Source organism: Agromyces mediolanus (assembly GCF_023715325.1).
GTDB lineage: Bacteria > Actinomycetota > Actinomycetes > Actinomycetales > Microbacteriaceae > Agromyces > Agromyces mediolanus_A.
Window position 1 is genome coordinate 330612 of sequence record NZ_JAMBNX010000004.1, and the last position, 15784, is coordinate 346395.

Genomic DNA, 15784 nt, shown 5'->3' on the forward strand with positions numbered 1-15784 from the left:
CACCGATGACCGCCGAGCACGACCTCCGGCATCCGCTCGTGCAGCAGATCGCCGCCTCGGTGCTGCGGGAGCGGCTGCCCGGGATCCCGGCGGAGCTCGCCGTCCCGCTCGTCGCCGGGCAGCTCGCGGCGAAGTTCGCCACGATGCGAGCCGAACACCCCGGGGCGACCGTCGTGCTGCTGCCACGCTCCGATGCGGAGCCCGAGGCGGTCGGCTACCTCGTGGCCGACCGCAGTGGCGACGAGATCCGCCTCGTCGACCTGGCCGTGACCGCCCCCGTCCGCGGACGCGGGATCGCGAGCGCGGCACTCGACGCGCTGGCCGAGGAGGCGGATGTCTCGGGCCGGGCGATCACGCTGTCGGTGTGGGCCGGCGATCCCGCGGAGCGGCTGTACGCGCGGCACGGCTTCGAGCGGGCGGATGCCGACACCGCCGAGAGCGGTTACCGCGAGCTGCGGCGTCCGCCCCGGCCGACCGAGCGCCAGAGCACCGTGTGCACAGGCGACACCAGCACGAGCAGCAGCAGCGCCCAGTAGCCGATCGCCGGCACGAGGATCGACAGGGCGAGGGCCACGAGGAAGAGCCCGGTGGTGATGACGTCCGCCAGGATGCCGCGGCGGAGGCGCGGCTCCGCGATCGCGTGCAGCGCAGGGTGCCGGAGCAGGTACCAGCGGATGGCGAGCGACATGCCGCTCGTCAGCACCAGACTGCCGATGTAGACGAGCTTCTGCGCGTCGTCGGTCTCCATCGCGCCGAGCATGGCCGTCGGCACCGGCAGCCAGACGATCGTGAACATCCAGCCGATCGTGAGCCAGAGCAGGGTCGGGCTGGTGCGCTCGACGCGGGCGAACACCCGGTGGTTCGCGAGCCAGAACGTGGCGATGAGCGCGAAGCTGAGGGCGAAACTCATGAGCTGCTCGGCGTGCTCGCCGAACCAGACGGCGACGCCGCCGCCCTCGGCACCGGCGTCCGTGACGCTCTCCATCAGCGGCAGGATCAGCAGCGTCATGGCGATGGCCACGACGGCGTCGGTGAACGCTTTCAGGCGTTCTGCCGAGGTGGTGGTCGGGCCGGTGCCGTCGTCGTCGACGGCGGGCTCGTGCGAGGTCATGCACGCAGGGTAGCGGAGGTGTGCGCGTGCGGCCGAGGGGGGGGGAGGAGGAACGGCCGCACGCGCACGGTGAGGAGCCGCGCTCGTGGCGGGCTCAGTCGGTCGGCGCTCTGCCGTGCAATGTCCTAGAGCGTATGGGATTCCAGTGTACTCATTCAAGGTAGAAACGCCTCATTCCTGCGCGAAAGACCGCTGGGCGCACAGATAGCGCCAGTTCCACGATCAGACGTGGGGAACGAAGCGCTGCCAGGCGATCCGGCGCTCGCCTCGAGGATCGGCCTCGATCCGGTCCCGCCGGTCGAAGATCAGCGTGAGCCGCTCGGGCTCGGCGTACGGCGGCCAGTCGAGGCATCCGTCGGCGCCGCCGTTCCCGTCCGAGCCGCCGCGCCCGAGTGGCGACCGCGCCGGCTCGGGAGTGCCGACCGCGGCGAACGCCGCCCAGCGCGCCTGCATCCGCCGGCCGACCGCGGCGAACATGCCACGTCCGCCGAGCACCGTGAGCCCGACGCCGACCGGGGTGTCGAACTTCTCGAACAGCGCGAAGAGCTCGAGGCCGTGCGTGGCATCCAGCCCGAGCAGTCGGGCCATCCGCGGCGCCGCGTCGAAGCGGTAGCTCCACGTCGGGGCGAAACGCGCGTGCCGCTCGGCGAGCTTCACGCTCGGGAACCAGAACGTGAAGTCGCCCGCGAAGTCGGCGGCCGGCCGCCGCTCGGGCAGCCCGGGGTACTGCCGCTTGATGCGCTTGCGCGCCTTCTTGCCGGTGTTCGCGAAGATCGCCCGGATGCGCGGCTTGGTGGTCGGCAGGATGTCGATGCGCCCCTCGAACAGCGACCCCTCGCGGTCGTTCGTGCCGATCACGAGCGGCACCCGGTGCGCTCGCCCCTCCTTGAACGCGTCGAGCGGTCGCCACGGCAGCAGCTCGCCGTCGATGACCGGGGCGAGGCTGATCGTGCCCGGGTTCTCGTCCGGAGTGCGGACCGCCAGCTCCGTCGTGGCCCGGGCGAGCACGGCCGGGTCCGCGAACCGCAGCATCCGCGCGGCATCCTCCGGCGCCTCGCTCTCGAGGTCGTCGTCGTCGACGAGCCGGCTGAGGAGGCGCACGTACTCACCCGCCCAGCGCTGCGCGACCTCGGCCGGGTAGACCGCGTTCGCCGGTGAGGACTGGGCGATCGCCCGGGCGAACAGCCCCGCGGCGGCCGGCACGGTCATGAGCGTGGTCACCGAGTTCCCGCCGGCCGACTCGCCGAAGAGGGTCACCCGCGACGGGTCGCCGCCGAACCGGCGGATGTTCCGCTGCACCCACTCGAGCGCCGCCAGCTGGTCGCGAAGGCCGAGGTTCGCCTCGATCGGATGGCCCGGCATCGAGTAGGCGCGCAGGTCGAGCCACCCGAGGGCGCCCAGCCGGTAGTTGCAGCTCACGTAGACGATGCCGTGCCGGGCCGCGAAGAGCTCACCCTGCCGCGGATACTCGCCGGAGGACCCCACGCTGTAGGCGCCACCGTGCAGGAACACCATGACCGGCAGCCCGGCCGTCGGCCCGGCACCCTCCGGCGAGATGACGTTGAGGCTCAGGCAGTCCTCACTCCGGGGCAGGTGCGGCGCCGCGCCGATGAACTGCCCGCGCCGGAGCTGCGGGGCGACCGGCCCGAACCGGTGGGCGGCGCGCACCCCGTCCCATCCGCTCGCCGGGCGCGGCGCCCGGAACCGCGCGGCTCCCGCGGTCGACGCGGCGAACGGGATGCCCCGCCAGCTCCGCACGCCGCGGCGCCGGACGCCGCCCACCGCCCCGAGCTCGGTCTCGACGACGAGGCCGTCGTCGGCAGTGCGTGCCCCCATGGCGCGCATGTTAGCCGCCCGGCGTGAACGGCGGCGGAGGAGATCGCCGTGGCGGGAGGTCCCACCTGGCCACGAAGTCCTCCGGGCCCGACCATCCCCTCCCGCGAGACGCGTCGCGCCGAACGACGCCACCTGGCAGACTCGGGGCCATGGAACTCGGCGTGCACTTCCGACTGACCGACGACGAAGCCGCCCGCGTGCTCGCGGCGGCCGGCGACGACGAGCGGCTCGGGGCGGTGCTGGCTGAGCTGGAGGCCGACGAGGAGGTCTGGGCGAAGGCCTGCGAGACCGACAAGGCCTGGGACCCGATCGCCTGCTCCCTCGCGCCGGCGGGCGCGTCCGGCGACTGGCCCGCTCGCGGGGTCATCGGCGGCGCCCGCACCCTGCAGGCCGATGACGAGGAGAGCTGGATCACCCACCTCGCCCCGGGCGAGGTCGCCGAGGTGGCCGACTACCTCGCCGGGCTCGACGACGCGGCGTTCATCACGGCGTACGCGGCGATGCCCGAGGAGCTGCGCAACCCCGAGTTCGGCCCCGACGAGCAGGAGTACGCGCTCGCGATGCTCGCGGGACTCCGCCCCTTCTTCGAGGCCGCGCGCCGCGAGGGACAGCACGTGGTCTTCACCGTCGGGTTCTGACCGGCGCGGCGACGCGGTCCCCGTACGCCGCCGCGGCTCAGCGCTCGAGCGCGCGGATGGCGAGCCAGGCCGCGGCGCGGTCGTCCGGGCTCGCGAGGGAGAGGCCGGTGAGCTCCTCGATGCGGTGCAGGCGGGAGGCGAGCGTCTGCCGGTGCACGCCGAGGGCGGTCGCCGTCACGCCGAGTGCGCCGTGTTCGGCGAGGTAGACGCGCAGCGTCCGCAACAGCTCTCCATCGTCGACCGTGAGCGGCTCCAGCAGGTCGCCGATGCGCGCCGAGGCATCCTCGTCGAGCCGGTCGAGCACGTAGGCGACCGTCGGCAGGGCGCGATACCGGACCACCGCCCGCGCGTCCGCGACCGCGGCCTCGTGCGCCTGGCGCGCCTCGGCGGCGCTGCGGGCGAGCGCGTCGCCGGGCGCGGAGGAGCCGAGGCCGAGCCGGAGCACGACCCGGCCGTCGAGCAGGAACTCCTCGACCCGGCGAGCGAAGGCGTCGACCTGCCCGTCCCTGAGGAAGCCGATGACCCGCTCGTGCGACTCGGTCACGACGTGCACCGCCCCGAGTTCGTCGAGCCAGCGGGTGACGAGCCGCTCCAGGTCGACGCCCTTGGACCGGCTGGTGAGCGCGAAGGCGGTCAGCGTGCGGTCGCGCACGCCCCAGCGGCGCAGGAGCTCGGATGCCTCCGGCCCGCCCGCGAGCAGGGTGTCGACCATCACCGAGCGGCCGAGCCGTTCCGTGCCGCCGTGGTCGTGCGTGCGCAGCAGCAGGTCGAGGAGGGCCGCGGCCTGGGAGGCGAGGTCGCGCGTGCGGCTCGTGGAGCTCTCGCGCGAGGAGACCACGAGATAGGCGGTGAGGTCCTCGCCGGGGCCGACGGCGTGCACCTGGAGACCGGGGTGACGCACCCGCACCGGCCGGTGGAACGCGACGGCGACCGCGTCCTGCACGTGCAGCCCGCCCGCCCCCGCGGTGGTGATGACCTGCCCGTGCACGTCGAGGAGCACGGCCCAGCCGTCGATGCGGTGCGCGAGCTCGGCGACGACCGCCCGGGCGCCGCCGCGGCGGGCGACCTGCGTGAGCACTTTCGTGCCGGTGGTGACGAGGCGGTCCTCCGCGGCGCGGTCGTCGGCGAGCTGCGCGACGAGCGCGGCGTGCAGCAGCTCGGCGGGCTGCCCGCGACCGAACACGGCGGTCGCATTCGCCTCGGCGAGCGCGGTGCGCAGCGCGTTCGTGGCCGCCGGAGCGACCAGCACGGCCCCGGTGAGCTCGACCGAGCGGGCGTCGCCCGCGCGGAGCGCGGTGAGCAGCTCGGCGGCGGTGCCGACGACGAGCGTGGCGAAGGCGGGATGTCCGACGACCGCGAAGTCCGCGAGCGGCACGGCGTCGTCGACCGGGGTCGACGGATCGACGCGGCCCTCGACGAGTTCGCCGCCGAGCGTCGCCGCGACGGAATCGAGTCGCCGGGCCATCCCCCGATTGTACGGAATGTCGATCGAATCGGCATTGATTCACACTTCTTCGCAATGACGAACCCTCGACTCCCTGCCTAGCATCGGCATGCCCAGCAACAGATCCAAGGGAGCATCATGAAAGCCATCGTCTTCCGCGAGCCGGAGACGCCGATCGAGGTCGCCGAGGTCGCCCTCGCCGCCCCCAAGGCCGGCGAAGTGCGCGTGAAGATCGCCGCGGCCGGAGTCTGCCACTCCGACCTCCACGTGAAGCGAGGGGAATGGGACGCCCCGGCTCCGCTCGTCATGGGTCATGAGGGCTCGGGCGTGGTCGTCGAGCTCGGCGAGGGCGTCACCTCCCTCGCCGTCGGCGACCACGTCGTCCTCAGCTGGGTGCCGCCGTGCGGCGAGTGCCGCTACTGCCGCTCGGGCCACGAGGCGCGCTGCCAGAAGGTCGCCACCGTGGTCGCCCCGAAGGGCGTGCTCTTCGACGGCACCTCGCGCCTCAGCAGCGGCGACGAAGAGCTGCACCACTACCTCGGCGTCTCCTCCTTCGCCGAAGAGGTCGTCGTGCCGGCATCCGGCGCCGTGAAGGTCCGCGACGACGCCCCGCTCGACGTCATCGCCGTCGTCGGCTGCGCCGTCGCCACCGGCGTCGGCGCCGTGCTCAACACCGCGGCCGTCGAGCCCGGCTCGACCGTCGTGGTCATCGGCTGCGGCGGCGTCGGGCTGAACGTCGTCCAGGGCGCGAAGCTCGCCGGCGCCGAGCGCATCGTCGCGATCGACGTGCTGCCCGAGAAGACCCAGCTCGCCCTGCAGTTCGGCGCCACCGACCGCATCGACGCGTCGAAGGGCGACGCCGTCGAGCGGCTCTTCGAGCTCATCCCCGACGGCGTCGACTACGCGTTCGACGCGATCGGGCGCACCGTCACGACCGAGCAGGCCATCCGCATGCTCGGGCTCGGCGGCGCCGCCGTCATCGTGGGGCTCCCCCCGACCGGGGCCAAGGCCAGCTTCGAGCCGCTCGTGCTCGCGGAGGCCGACCAGCGCATCCTCGGCTCGAACTACGGCTCGGTGCGCCCCTCGATCGACATCCCCGCGCTCGTCGACCGCTACATGGACGGCCAGCTGAAGCTCGACCCGCTCATCTCCGCCCGGCGCCCGCTCGTCGAGGCCGCCGCCGCCTTCGACGACCTCGAGTCCGGCGAGGCGCTGCGCACCCTGCTCATCCCCTGACGCTCGTCCGCCGACCCGGTCGGCCGGTCGCGTTCCGATCGGCCGCCGGGCCGGCACCCGCACCACCGCTCCTCCTCCGTTCCCCCACCCGACTCATTGGAGAGTTGCCATGACCGCCCCCACCCAGGCCGGCGCCCCCGCGCAGGCCCCCGTCGACGCCGGCCTCCGCCGCGGCGTCATGAGCGGCCCGGAGCTCGCCGCTCAGGCCATCGCCAACATCGCGCCCAGCGCGGTGATCGCGTTCACCGCCGCCGGCATCTACCTCGGCGCCGGCAACGGCACGATGCTCTCCTTCGTGCTCGCCACCCTCGTGATCCTCGCGGTCGGCTACTGCGTCGCCGTCTTCGCGAAGCGGCACGCCTCGGCGGGCTCGCTCTACACCTACGTCGCGAAGGGCCTCGGCCCGTTCGGCGCCTACCTCGCGGGCATCGCCCTCCTCGTGGGCTGCTGGGGCATCGCGGCCGGCTCGCTCGGCGGCGCGGTCTCGTACATGAACCAGTTCCTGCTGCTCATCGGCGTCCCCGCCGAGGGCCTCGGCTGGTCGATGGCGCTCGCCGTCGTGCTCGGCGGCCTCGCGACGCTGTTCACGATCCGCGGCATCCGCCTGTCGGCCCGCGTGTCGCTCGTGCTCGAGCTCGTGTCGGTCACGATCATCCTGATCCTGCTGGTGCTGGCGCTCGTCTGGGCCGGCCCGGCCGCGTGGGACCCGGCGCAGTTCTCCTTCGAGGGCGTGCCGTTCCAGGGCGTCGCCGCGGGCATGGTGCTCGGCATCCTGGGCTTCGTCGGCTTCTCCTCGGCCGATGCGCTCGGCCGCGAGGCGCGCAACCCCTACACCGCGATCCCCCGCGCCATCATGTGGAGCGCGGTCACCGTCGGCATCCTCTACGTCTTCGCCGCGTACACCCAGATCGCGCTGCTCGGCGAGGACCTCGGCACCGTCGCGAGCCCGCTCGAGGCGATCGCGACGCAGATCGGCATGCCTGGCTGGTTCGCCCCGATCCTGACCTTCGGCGTCGGCGCCTCGTTCTTCGCCGTCGTGGTCGCGCCGCTGAACGTCGTCGGCCGCATCATCTACGTCATGGGCAAGGAGGGCGTGGTCGCCGAGCGCTTCGGCCGCACCCACGACCGCCACCTCACCCCGCACCGGGTGCTGCTCATCGCGGGACCCGCCGCCATCGCGCTCGACCTGATCCTGCTCGGCATCGGCGTGAACCCGATGGACATCGTCGTGTGGGTCGACACCTACGGCACGTACGGCTACATGGTCGCCTACGCCCTCGTCGCGATCGCCTGCGTCGCGTACACGCAGCGCGAGAAGATGCGCAACGGCCTCGTCTGGTTCTGCGCGATCGTCTCGGTCGCCGCCATGGCCTACGTGTTCTTCGCGAACGTGTGGCCGGTGCCGGCGTGGCCGCTGAACGTCATCCCGTACCTGTTCCTCATCACGATGATCGCCGCGATCGCCTGGTATCTGCACCTCGCCAAGCGCCGCCCCGAGGTCATCGCCCGGATCGGCAACACCGAGACCGACGCGCTCGAGGGCGTCGGCTAGGCCCACGACCCGCGCTCCGTCGTCGCAGCCCGGCGGTGGGGCGTGGCTGACCGCAGCGGCGTCCGGTTCCCCCGACCGGGCGCCGCTGTGGTATCCCTAGAGGGATGTCGAGGATACGCAGCAACGACGACACCGCCGTGGAGCGGGTCCTCCGGGGGCTCCGCGACGAAATCATCGACGGCATCAGACCCGGCGGGCAGCACCTGGTGGAGCGGGTCATCGCCGAGCAGTACGAGGTCAGCCGGCTCCCCGTGCGCATCGCGATGCGCCGGCTCGTGCTCGACGGACTGGTCGACCAATTTCCCCGCCGCGGCAGCTTCGTGCGGGTGATGACCCGCTCCGACGTCGCCGACGTGGCCGAGCTGCACAGTGCGTTCGACCGCCTCGCCGTGCGGCGGGCGGCGGTGCGCCGCAGCACGGCCGACGTCGAGCGCTTCCGCCGCGACCTCGACGCCGCCGAGGCGGCCGAGGCCCGCGGCGACCACGCCGAGCTCGCCAGGGTCGGCGTGCAGTTCCGCTCCGACGCCTACCGGGCGAGCCGCAGCCGCCCGCTGCTCGAGATCCACGACGTCCTGCTCTGCCGGACGCAACGCATGTTCGCCCTGGCCGAGCCGTCGGTGACCGCCCCGCTGCCGTACTACCGTCGCTTCCTGTCCGCCTTCGAGCGCGGCGACTCCGACGCGGTCGAAGCCGCGATGGCGGAGTTCAGCGACCATCTCCGCGCGGCGCGACAGGAGCGGATGCTCCGCCGCCTCGACGGCGCCCTGGCCAGCCAAGCCGCCGACACCTGGTCGGCGGAGCGGGAGCGCCTCGCCGCGCTCGCTGCCGAGCCCGCCCAGGAATCGGGGGCGAGCGATGAGTGCACCGACGCGCAGACGGTGCTCGACGGCGTCCGCGCCGACATCATCGGCGGCCGGCGCGCTCCAGGCGTGGTGCTCTCCGAGCGCACGCTGGCGCAGGAGTACGGCGTCGGACGCATCCCCGTGCGGCAGGCGATCGACGCGCTCGCCCTCGAGGGTCTCGCGACCGTCGGCACGAGCCGCGTCTCGGCCCGGGTGCGGGCCGTCCCCGCGGAGGACGCGGCGGACTTCTTCGACCTCTGCGTCACCCTCGACGTGCTCGCGAGTCGGCTGGCCGCCCAACGCCCGACCCGTGAGGAGCTCGCCCTGCTCGAGCAGTGCCTCCTCGCCGAGGAGCGCACGCCGCTCACGCACGCCGAGGAGCTGCTGGATCGCATGTTCGCGTTCCGCCGCCAGGTGTACGTGATGGCCGAGAACCGACTGTTGCTCGAGATCGGCCGACTCGTCGAGGCGCGGATGCGCATGCTCGTCGCGGACGCGCCGCTCGCCGCGCAGGTGAAGCGCGGACACCGGTTCCTGTTCGAAGCGATCGCCAGCCGCGAGACCGGGCTCGCCGAGGCGGTCTACCTCAGCGTGTTCACGCACCCGCTGCAGCGCGACCGGCTCGTCGACGGGCCCGCCGACTGAGCGAGCCTGGCCTGGGCCGCTCGCTAGGCTGGCGCCATGCCGCAGCCAGAGCCAGGCGCCCCGCGTTCCGATGCACGGCCCGATTGGCGCACGATCGCCCCGGCGCTCGTCGCGAAGGAGCGGGCGGACGCCGCCTTCGTCGAGCGGCACCGGGCGACCCGTCGGCTTCGCGCGGACGGGGTGAAGGCCGGGCCCGGCGCCTACGCCGCGCTCCCGGCCCTCGGCTGGCTCGAGCTCGTCGGCGGCAGCGGCACCGACCTCGAGTCGGTCCGCGGCTGCACCGGCCTCGAGGTGCTCCGGGTCTCGTACGTGCGCGGGCTGGCCGACGCCTCGGCGCTCGCCTCGTGCACGGGCCTCGAGGTGCTGCAGCTGTACGCGCAGCCGCGCCTCGCCGAGCTGCCCTCCCTCGCGGGCAACGATCGGCTGCTGCGGGTCGAGCTCGGGATGCTGCGCGGGCTGCGCTCCCTCGCGCCGGTGCTCGAGGCGCCGAACCTGGAGGAGATCGTGCTCACGAAGGACGTGCCCGTGAGCGAGCACGACGTCGAGCTCATGCTCGCCCACCCCACCCTGCGGGCGTTCCTCTGGGTCGCCTACGACGTGCCGCTGCACCGCAGCCGACCGCTCGTCGAACGGATGGATGCCGCCCTCGAACGCGCTCGCTCCGTGCACGTCGACGCGTGGCTCGCGTCGCGGCACGGGCTCGACGAGGCATCCGCTCCCACGGAGCTGTGAAACCGCTGCACAGCTGACGGATCCGCGTCATCCGAGCCACCCGTGGCCGTCTCTCAGGTATGACCCGATCCCCCGCCTTCCCGGGTGCTTCCCCCATCGAGCACGCGGAAATCTTCACCGTCCCGGACACCGGCGAGCGCATCCGCGTGCGCTGCCGCTGCGGTCGATCCGCCGACCACGAGTTCCGCCGCGAGCGCGACGGGCGGAACGACGGGCGCGGCAGCGCGACCGTGCTCGCCGATCCGGTGCGGGTCAGGCGCGGCTGAGCTCCAGGGAGAACTCGACGGTGCCGGCCGGCTCGACCGAGACGAAGCCGAGGTTCGGTGCCACGACGCCGAAGTCCGCGAAGGTGATCGGGATGCTGCCGGCGACCTGCCCGGTCGCGCCGTTCAGCACCGCCTGCAACTCGACCGTGACCGCCTTCGTGACCCCCGCGAGCGTGAGCTCGCCCGTCGCCTGGATCGTCTGCACCTCGCCGACGGCGGGGGCCGAGTCCACCGCGATCGGCTGGGTGAGCACGAAGCTCGCGGTCGGGAACTCGTCGGTGCGCAGCGCCTCGGTGCGGAAGTAGTCGTCGCGGTTCGTCGAGTCGGTCGCGATCGACGCGACGTCGACCTCGAAGGCGGCGGATTCGAGCGTCAGGCCCGAGACGGTGAGTTCGCCGGTGACCTGCTCGGTGCGGCCGGTCACGGTGACGTCGGTGCCGTTCAGCACCTCGTCGACCCGGTAGCCCGCGAAGGAGCCGTCGGCGACCGTCCACGCACCACTCAGATCGCCGGCTTCCGCGGCATCGCTCACGCTCGCCTCTGGGGCCGCGGTGACCGTGGGGGCCGTGTCCGGCTTCGCCGCGATGACGTCGCGATAGATGATGGGGCCCGCGATGGCGGCGGTCGCGCCGAGCACGAGTGCCGCGGCGACGATCGAGGCGGTGATGATCTTGGTGCGCTTCTGCATGGGACTCTTTCGTTCATCGTGTTCGACGGGTCGCGTCGGGTCGCGGTGACGGAGTTCCAGGGTGGCGGACGAACGTATGAGAAACCATGGAGTTCGCCCGGAAGGCGCCGCAGATGACGCGGCGTGACTGTTGAGCCGATCCGGTCGGCGGATGGCGCGGGCGCGAACCGCTCGCGGCGGCTGTCAGACTCGGAGCATGGACAACGCGCCGATCGACACCGACGCCGCCCACGCCCTCTGGGCCGAGTACCGCGCTTCCGCCCCGGCCCACTGGGTCGAGGACGAGGCTCCCTCGATCGAACGGTTCGGCGACCACCCCGAGCTCACCGACGAACTCCTCGACCTCGTCATCCACGGGCCGAAGCGGGCCACCGCGGGACTCGTCGCGGAGTTCGAGGCCGAGGGCGCGCCGCTGCCGCGCGTCGGCAGCCACTGGATCGCGTGCGACTCGATGGGACGGCCCCGCGTCGTGCTCCGCTCGGTCGAGCTGCGCGTCGGGCCCTTCACGAGCGTCGACGAGCGCTTCGCCTTCGACGAGGGCGAGGGCGACCGCTCGCTCGCGAGCTGGTGCGAGGGCCACCGCGATTACTGGACCCGCGTCGGCACCGCCCTCGGCATCGAGTGGACCGACGCGCACGACATCGTCTTCGAGCGCTTCGAGGTGGTCTGGCCGCCCGAGCACGCCGACGCCCGCCCCTGACCAGCCCCGGCCGATCCCGGCCGATCCCTGGCCGGGGTGGCGTCAGCATGTGCGGGTCAGCGCGCCGCCGCACCCGCAAGGACTGCCGTCGATCCCGCGTCAGGCCGTCGTCGGCTTCCAGCCGAGGGCCGGAGCGACGTGCTCGGCGAAAGCGGCGATGAGCCGCAGGTTGAAGGCGACGCCGAGCTGCGACGGGATCGTGAGCATGAGCGTGTCGGCCGAGCGGATCGCCGCGTCCCGCTGCAGCTGCTCGACGAGGCGCTCGGGGGTGTCGGCGTAGGTCTTGCCGAACGTCGAGCGGAACCCGTCGATGTAGCCGACGCCGTCCGACTCGTCGCGCCCGCCGAAGTAGAGCTCGTCCTCGGCCGTCGTGATCGGGAAGATGGAGCGGCTCACCGAGACGCGCGGCTCGCCCGCGTGCCCGGCCTCGCGCCAGGCGGCGCGGAAGGCCTCGATCTGCTCGGCCTGCAGTTCGTCGAAGGGGATGCCGCGGTCCTCCGTCAGCAGGGTCGACGACATCAGGTTCACGCCCGCCCGGCCCGCCCACTCGGCGGTGTCCCGGCTGCCGGCGCCCCACCAGATGCGGGAGCGCAGACCCGGGCTGTGCGGTTCGATGCGCTGCAGCCCGGTGCCGCCGCCGAAGGGCGACGAGGCATCCCGCTCCGCGAGCCCCTCGCCCTCGATCGCCTGCAGGAAGCGCGCGAAGTGATCGCGGGCGAGATCCGCGCCGCGGGGGTCCTGCGAGCCGGTGTAGCCGAAGGCCTCGTAGCCGCGCACGACCGTCTCGGGTGATCCGCGGCTCACGCCGAGCGCGAGTCGTCCGCCGGAGATGAGGTCGACGGCGGCCGCGTCCTCGGCGAGGTGCAGCGGGTTCTCGTAGCGCATGTCGATGACGCCGGTGCCGACCTCGATGCGCTCGGTGCGCGCCGCGATCGCGGCGAGGAGCGGCATCGGCCCCGCCTGCTGGCGCGCGAAGTGGTGCACGCGGAAGTAGGCGCCGTTGACGCCGAGCTCGTCCATGCCCTGCGCGAGGTCGATCGCCTGCAGCATCGAGTCGGCGGCGCTGAGCTCGCGCCCGCCGCCGAGGGGGCCGTAGTGACCGAAGGAGAGGGTTCCGAAGCGTTCCACGTCGGTGGCAACATCCGCCCCGTCAGGTCTATTCCGACGCATGGATGCCTCGGCGCCGGTCGCGCGGACCCTGGCGGCTCCGCGGCATCCGGTCTACCGTGAGCGGCGGGGGATTCCGCCGAGGCATCCAGGAATATCGAACCGAGAACCAAAGTTGAGTTCAGTAGACTCAACTTTAGGACGACGGGACCGAGTTCCCAGAAAGGATCGACTGAGTGGCGAACATGCAGGGCGCGCCGAGCTCGCAGGAGGAGCAGAAGTCGGCGCTCGAACAGTACGGCGTCAACCTGACCGACCTCGCGAAGGCCGGCAAGCTCGACCCGGTCATCGGCCGCGACGCCGAGATCCGGCGGGTGAGCCAGGTGCTCACGCGGCGCACGAAGAACAACCCCGTGCTCATCGGCGAGCCCGGCGTCGGCAAGACCGCCGTGGTCGAGGGCCTCGCCCAGCGCATCGTCGCGGGCGACGTCGCCGAGTCCCTGAAGGACAAGGAGCTCGTCTCGCTCGACATCTCCGCGCTCGTCGCCGGTGCGATGTACCGCGGCCAGTTCGAGGAGCGGCTGAAAGCCGTGCTCAAGGAGATCAACGAGGCCGAGGGCGGCATCATCACCTTCGTCGACGAGCTGCACCTGCTCATGGGGGCCGGCGGCGGCGAAGGGTCCGTCGCGGCATCCAACATGCTGAAGCCCATGCTCGCCCGCGGCGAGCTGCACCTCATCGGCGCGACCACCCTCGACGAGTACCGCGAGTACATCGAGAAGGACGCGGCGCTCGAGCGTCGCTTCCAGCAGGTCTACGTCGGCGAGCCCTCCGTCGAAGACACCATCGCCATCCTCCGTGGGCTCAAGGGTCGGTACGAAGCGCACCACGGCGTCACCATCTCCGATGCGGCGCTCGTCGCAGCGGCGTCACTGTCGAACCGGTACATCACCTCCCGGCAGCTACCCGACAAGGCGATCGACCTCATCGACGAGGCCATGAGCCGACTCAAGATGGAGATCGACTCTAGCCCCATCGAGATCGACCAGCTGAAGCGCCAGGTCGACCGCATGAAGCTCGAGGAGCTCGCGCTGAAGAAGGAGAAGGACGACGCCTCCAAGGAGCGGCTCGCGAAACTCCGCGAGACCCTCGTCGAGCAGGAGCGCGAGCTCGCCGCCCTCGAGGCGCGCTGGGCCCGCGAGCGTCAGGGACTGAACCGTGTCGGCGAGCTGAAGAAGCAGCTCGACGAGGCCGTCACCGAGCGCGACCGCGCCATGCGCGAAGCCGACTACGCGCGCGCCTCGAAGCTCGAGTACGAGACCATCAAGCGCCTCGAGCGCGACCTCATCGAGGCGGAGCGGGCGGATGCCACGGCCGACGCCAGCGAGGGCCGCATGGTCAACGAGCAGGTCACCGACGAGGACATCGCCGCCGTGATCGCCGCCTGGACCGGCATCCCCGTCGGCCGCCTCATGCAAGGCGAGACCGAGAAGCTGCTGCACCTCGAGCGCGAGCTCGGCAAGCGCCTCATCGGGCAGAAGCCCGCCGTGGCGGCGGTCGCCGACGCGGTGCGGCGCTCCCGGGCCGGCATCAACGACCCCAACCGGCCCACCGGCTCCTTCCTCTTCCTCGGCCCGACGGGTGTCGGCAAGACCGAGCTGGCGAAAGCGCTCGCGGAGTTCCTCTTCGACGACGAGCACGCCATGGTGCGCATCGACATGTCGGAGTACGGCGAGAAGCACTCCGTCTCGCGGCTCGTCGGCGCCCCGCCCGGATACGTCGGCTACGACCAGGGCGGACAGCTGACCGAGGCCGTGCGGCGCCGGCCGTACTCGGTGATCCTCTTCGACGAGGTCGAGAAGGCGCACCCCGAGGTGTTCGACGTGCTGCTGCAGGTGCTCGACGACGGCCGGCTCACCGACGGGCAGGGGCGCACGGTCGACTTCCGCAACACGATCCTGATCCTCACCTCGAACCTCGGCTCGCACTACCTCGTCGACCCCTCGCTCACCTGGGACGAGAAGGAGCAGGCGGTGCTGCAGACCGTGCGGCAGTCGTTCAAGCCCGAGTTCGTGAACCGGCTCGACGACATCGTCGTGTTCTCGGCGCTCAGCCAGCAGGACCTCGGCGAGATCGTGAGTCTCTACATCGACCGGCTCACCGCTCGACTGCACGAGCGGCGGCTCGAGCTCGGGGTCACGCCCGACGCCCGGGCCTGGCTCGCCGAGCGCGGCTACGACCCGCTGTACGGCGCCCGGCCGCTGCGCCGGCTCATGCAGCGCGAGATCGACGACCGGCTCGCCCGGGCGCTGCTCGACGGCTCGATCCGCGACGGCGACACCGTCGTGGTGGGGCTCGCCGACGACGGCGAGGCGCTGACGGTGTCGCGGGCGGACGTGGCCGAGGTCCCGGAGTCGAGTGCTGGGGCCGGGGCTGGGGCTGGGGCTGGGGCTGGCGGTTCGGCTGGGGCTGGCGGTTCGGCGCCCGGTGCCGGGTCCGCCGGCGAGGACGACGTGGTCGAGGCCGAGCTGCTCGACGAGTAGCCCGGGCTCGATCGGAGTAGCCCGGGCTCGATCGGACCATCGCGGGGGCGTCGACTTCAGTCGGCGCCCCCGCGCCCGCCCACCGACTCGACAGCGCCACTTCGCCCTCCACGCGCCACCTCGAATGGCGCAACGACACCGAAGTGGCGCTCCCGCGCGCGACCCCGGCCACCGGCACCCACCCACCGACCCGACAGCGCCACTTCACCCTCCACGCGCGCGTCCCCGGCCATCGGCATCCGCCCACCGACTCGACAGCGCCACTTCGACGCACCCGCGCCCGCCCCCGGCCACCGGCATCCACCCGCCGACCCGCCAGCGCCACTTCACCCTCCACGCGCCACCTCGAATGGCGCAACGACGCACAAGTGGCGCTGGCGGATGCCTCGACGCGCACACGCCCGCTCCGCTACGGTGGGCGCATCGGACGCGCTCCGGACGACC

General features: G+C 72.6%; 14 protein-coding genes. 9 read left to right on the plus strand and 5 right to left on the minus strand.

Going from position 1 to position 15784, the window contains the following annotated elements; translation table 11 throughout:
- Positions 1–5 precede the first annotated feature (5 nt).
- Entirely contained in the window at positions 6–536 is a 531-nt protein-coding gene (locus M3147_RS09725) for a GNAT family N-acetyltransferase (RefSeq protein ID WP_251203260.1), read from the plus strand.
- Here M3147_RS09725 and M3147_RS09730 read toward each other — a convergent pair.
- Both M3147_RS09730 and M3147_RS09735 read right to left on the minus strand, forming a co-directional pair.
- Complete coding sequence (locus M3147_RS09730) at positions 443–1111, minus strand: TMEM175 family protein (protein ID WP_251203261.1); 669 nt, start codon at positions 1109–1111, stop codon at positions 443–445. The genes M3147_RS09725 and M3147_RS09730 overlap by 94 nt on opposite strands.
- Before the next feature lie 222 nt (positions 1112–1333).
- Complete coding sequence (locus M3147_RS09735; RefSeq protein WP_251203262.1) at positions 1334–2947, minus strand: carboxylesterase/lipase family protein; 1614 nt, start codon at positions 2945–2947, stop codon at positions 1334–1336.
- 149 nt (positions 2948–3096) lie between these two features.
- Between M3147_RS09735 and M3147_RS09740 the strand changes: the two genes are divergently transcribed.
- Positions 3097–3585: a DUF1877 family protein gene (locus tag M3147_RS09740; RefSeq protein WP_251203263.1), complete on the plus strand. Its 489-nt coding sequence runs from the start codon at positions 3097–3099 to the stop codon at positions 3583–3585.
- 37 nt (positions 3586–3622) lie between these two features.
- Here the strand turns inward: M3147_RS09740 and M3147_RS09745 are convergent, their stop codons facing one another.
- Positions 3623–5050, minus strand: coding sequence for a PucR family transcriptional regulator (locus M3147_RS09745; protein ID WP_251203264.1), 1428 nt, complete (start codon positions 5048–5050; stop codon positions 3623–3625).
- A 117-nt stretch (positions 5051–5167) separates the two neighbouring features.
- Here M3147_RS09745 and M3147_RS09750 point away from each other — a divergent pair, with 117 nt between their 5' ends.
- The 5 genes from M3147_RS09750 (at position 5168) to M3147_RS09770 (ending at position 10302) form a co-directional block, all read left to right on the plus strand.
- On the plus strand, positions 5168–6265 hold the full coding sequence (locus tag M3147_RS09750) for an alcohol dehydrogenase catalytic domain-containing protein (protein ID WP_251203265.1): 1098 nt from the start codon (positions 5168–5170) through the stop codon (positions 6263–6265).
- A 178-nt stretch (positions 6266–6443) separates the two neighbouring features.
- Entirely contained in the window at positions 6444–7817 is a 1374-nt protein-coding gene (locus M3147_RS09755; RefSeq protein ID WP_308201062.1) for an APC family permease, read from the plus strand.
- Between the two features lie 104 nt (positions 7818–7921).
- A complete protein-coding gene (locus M3147_RS09760) occupies positions 7922–9304 on the plus strand; it encodes a GntR family transcriptional regulator (RefSeq protein ID WP_251203267.1) in 1383 nt (460 codons plus the stop codon).
- Positions 9305–9340: 36 nt separating this feature from the next.
- The gene (locus M3147_RS09765; protein WP_251203268.1) at positions 9341–10036 is read left to right on the plus strand and encodes a hypothetical protein; all 696 of its coding nucleotides are present in this window, start codon (positions 9341–9343) and stop codon (positions 10034–10036) included.
- 59 nt (positions 10037–10095) lie between these two features.
- The gene (locus tag M3147_RS09770; protein ID WP_251203269.1) at positions 10096–10302 is read left to right on the plus strand and encodes a hypothetical protein; all 207 of its coding nucleotides are present in this window, start codon (positions 10096–10098) and stop codon (positions 10300–10302) included.
- On the opposite strand, the gene M3147_RS09775 is transcribed toward M3147_RS09770, so the two are convergent.
- The gene (locus tag M3147_RS09775) at positions 10289–10990 is read right to left on the minus strand and encodes a YceI family protein (protein WP_251203270.1); all 702 of its coding nucleotides are present in this window, start codon (positions 10988–10990) and stop codon (positions 10289–10291) included. The two genes, M3147_RS09770 and M3147_RS09775, sit on opposite strands and share 14 nt — an antisense overlap.
- 196 nt (positions 10991–11186) lie before the next feature.
- Between M3147_RS09775 and M3147_RS09780 the strand changes: the two genes are divergently transcribed.
- On the plus strand, positions 11187–11690 hold the full coding sequence (locus tag M3147_RS09780) for an ASCH domain-containing protein (protein ID WP_251203271.1): 504 nt from the start codon (positions 11187–11189) through the stop codon (positions 11688–11690).
- A 99-nt stretch (positions 11691–11789) separates the two neighbouring features.
- Here M3147_RS09780 and M3147_RS09785 read toward each other — a convergent pair whose 3' ends face one another.
- On the minus strand, positions 11790–12818 hold the full coding sequence (locus M3147_RS09785; protein ID WP_251203272.1) for an LLM class flavin-dependent oxidoreductase: 1029 nt from the start codon (positions 12816–12818) through the stop codon (positions 11790–11792).
- 224 nt (positions 12819–13042) lie between these two features.
- Between M3147_RS09785 and M3147_RS09790 the strand changes: the two genes are divergently transcribed.
- Positions 13043–15340, plus strand: coding sequence for an ATP-dependent Clp protease ATP-binding subunit (locus M3147_RS09790; RefSeq protein WP_251203318.1), 2298 nt, complete (start codon positions 13043–13045; stop codon positions 15338–15340).
- Positions 15341–15784 lie beyond the last annotated feature (444 nt).

Excerpts from the sequence above, each read along its gene's own strand:
- M3147_RS09725 (WP_251203260.1), top strand. The coding sequence starts at position 6 with ATGACCGCCGAGCACGACCTCCGGCATCCGCTCGTGCAGCAGATCGCC.
- M3147_RS09730 (WP_251203261.1), bottom strand. The coding sequence starts at position 1,111 with ATGACCTCGCACGAGCCCGCCGTCGACGACGACGGCACCGGCCCGACC.
- M3147_RS09735 (WP_251203262.1), bottom strand. The coding sequence starts at position 2,947 with ATGGGGGCACGCACTGCCGACGACGGCCTCGTCGTCGAGACCGAGCTC.
- M3147_RS09740 (WP_251203263.1), top strand. The coding sequence starts at position 3,097 with ATGGAACTCGGCGTGCACTTCCGACTGACCGACGACGAAGCCGCCCGC.
- M3147_RS09745 (WP_251203264.1), bottom strand. The coding sequence starts at position 5,050 with ATGGCCCGGCGACTCGATTCCGTCGCGGCGACGCTCGGCGGCGAACTC.
- M3147_RS09750 (WP_251203265.1), top strand. The coding sequence starts at position 5,168 with ATGAAAGCCATCGTCTTCCGCGAGCCGGAGACGCCGATCGAGGTCGCC.
- M3147_RS09755 (WP_308201062.1), top strand. The coding sequence starts at position 6,444 with ATGAGCGGCCCGGAGCTCGCCGCTCAGGCCATCGCCAACATCGCGCCC.
- M3147_RS09760 (WP_251203267.1), top strand. The coding sequence starts at position 7,922 with ATGTCGAGGATACGCAGCAACGACGACACCGCCGTGGAGCGGGTCCTC.
- M3147_RS09765 (WP_251203268.1), top strand. The coding sequence starts at position 9,341 with ATGCCGCAGCCAGAGCCAGGCGCCCCGCGTTCCGATGCACGGCCCGAT.
- M3147_RS09770 (WP_251203269.1), top strand. The coding sequence starts at position 10,096 with ATGACCCGATCCCCCGCCTTCCCGGGTGCTTCCCCCATCGAGCACGCG.
- M3147_RS09775 (WP_251203270.1), bottom strand. The coding sequence starts at position 10,990 with ATGCAGAAGCGCACCAAGATCATCACCGCCTCGATCGTCGCCGCGGCA.
- M3147_RS09780 (WP_251203271.1), top strand. The coding sequence starts at position 11,187 with ATGGACAACGCGCCGATCGACACCGACGCCGCCCACGCCCTCTGGGCC.
- M3147_RS09790 (WP_251203318.1), top strand. The coding sequence starts at position 13,043 with ATGCAGGGCGCGCCGAGCTCGCAGGAGGAGCAGAAGTCGGCGCTCGAA.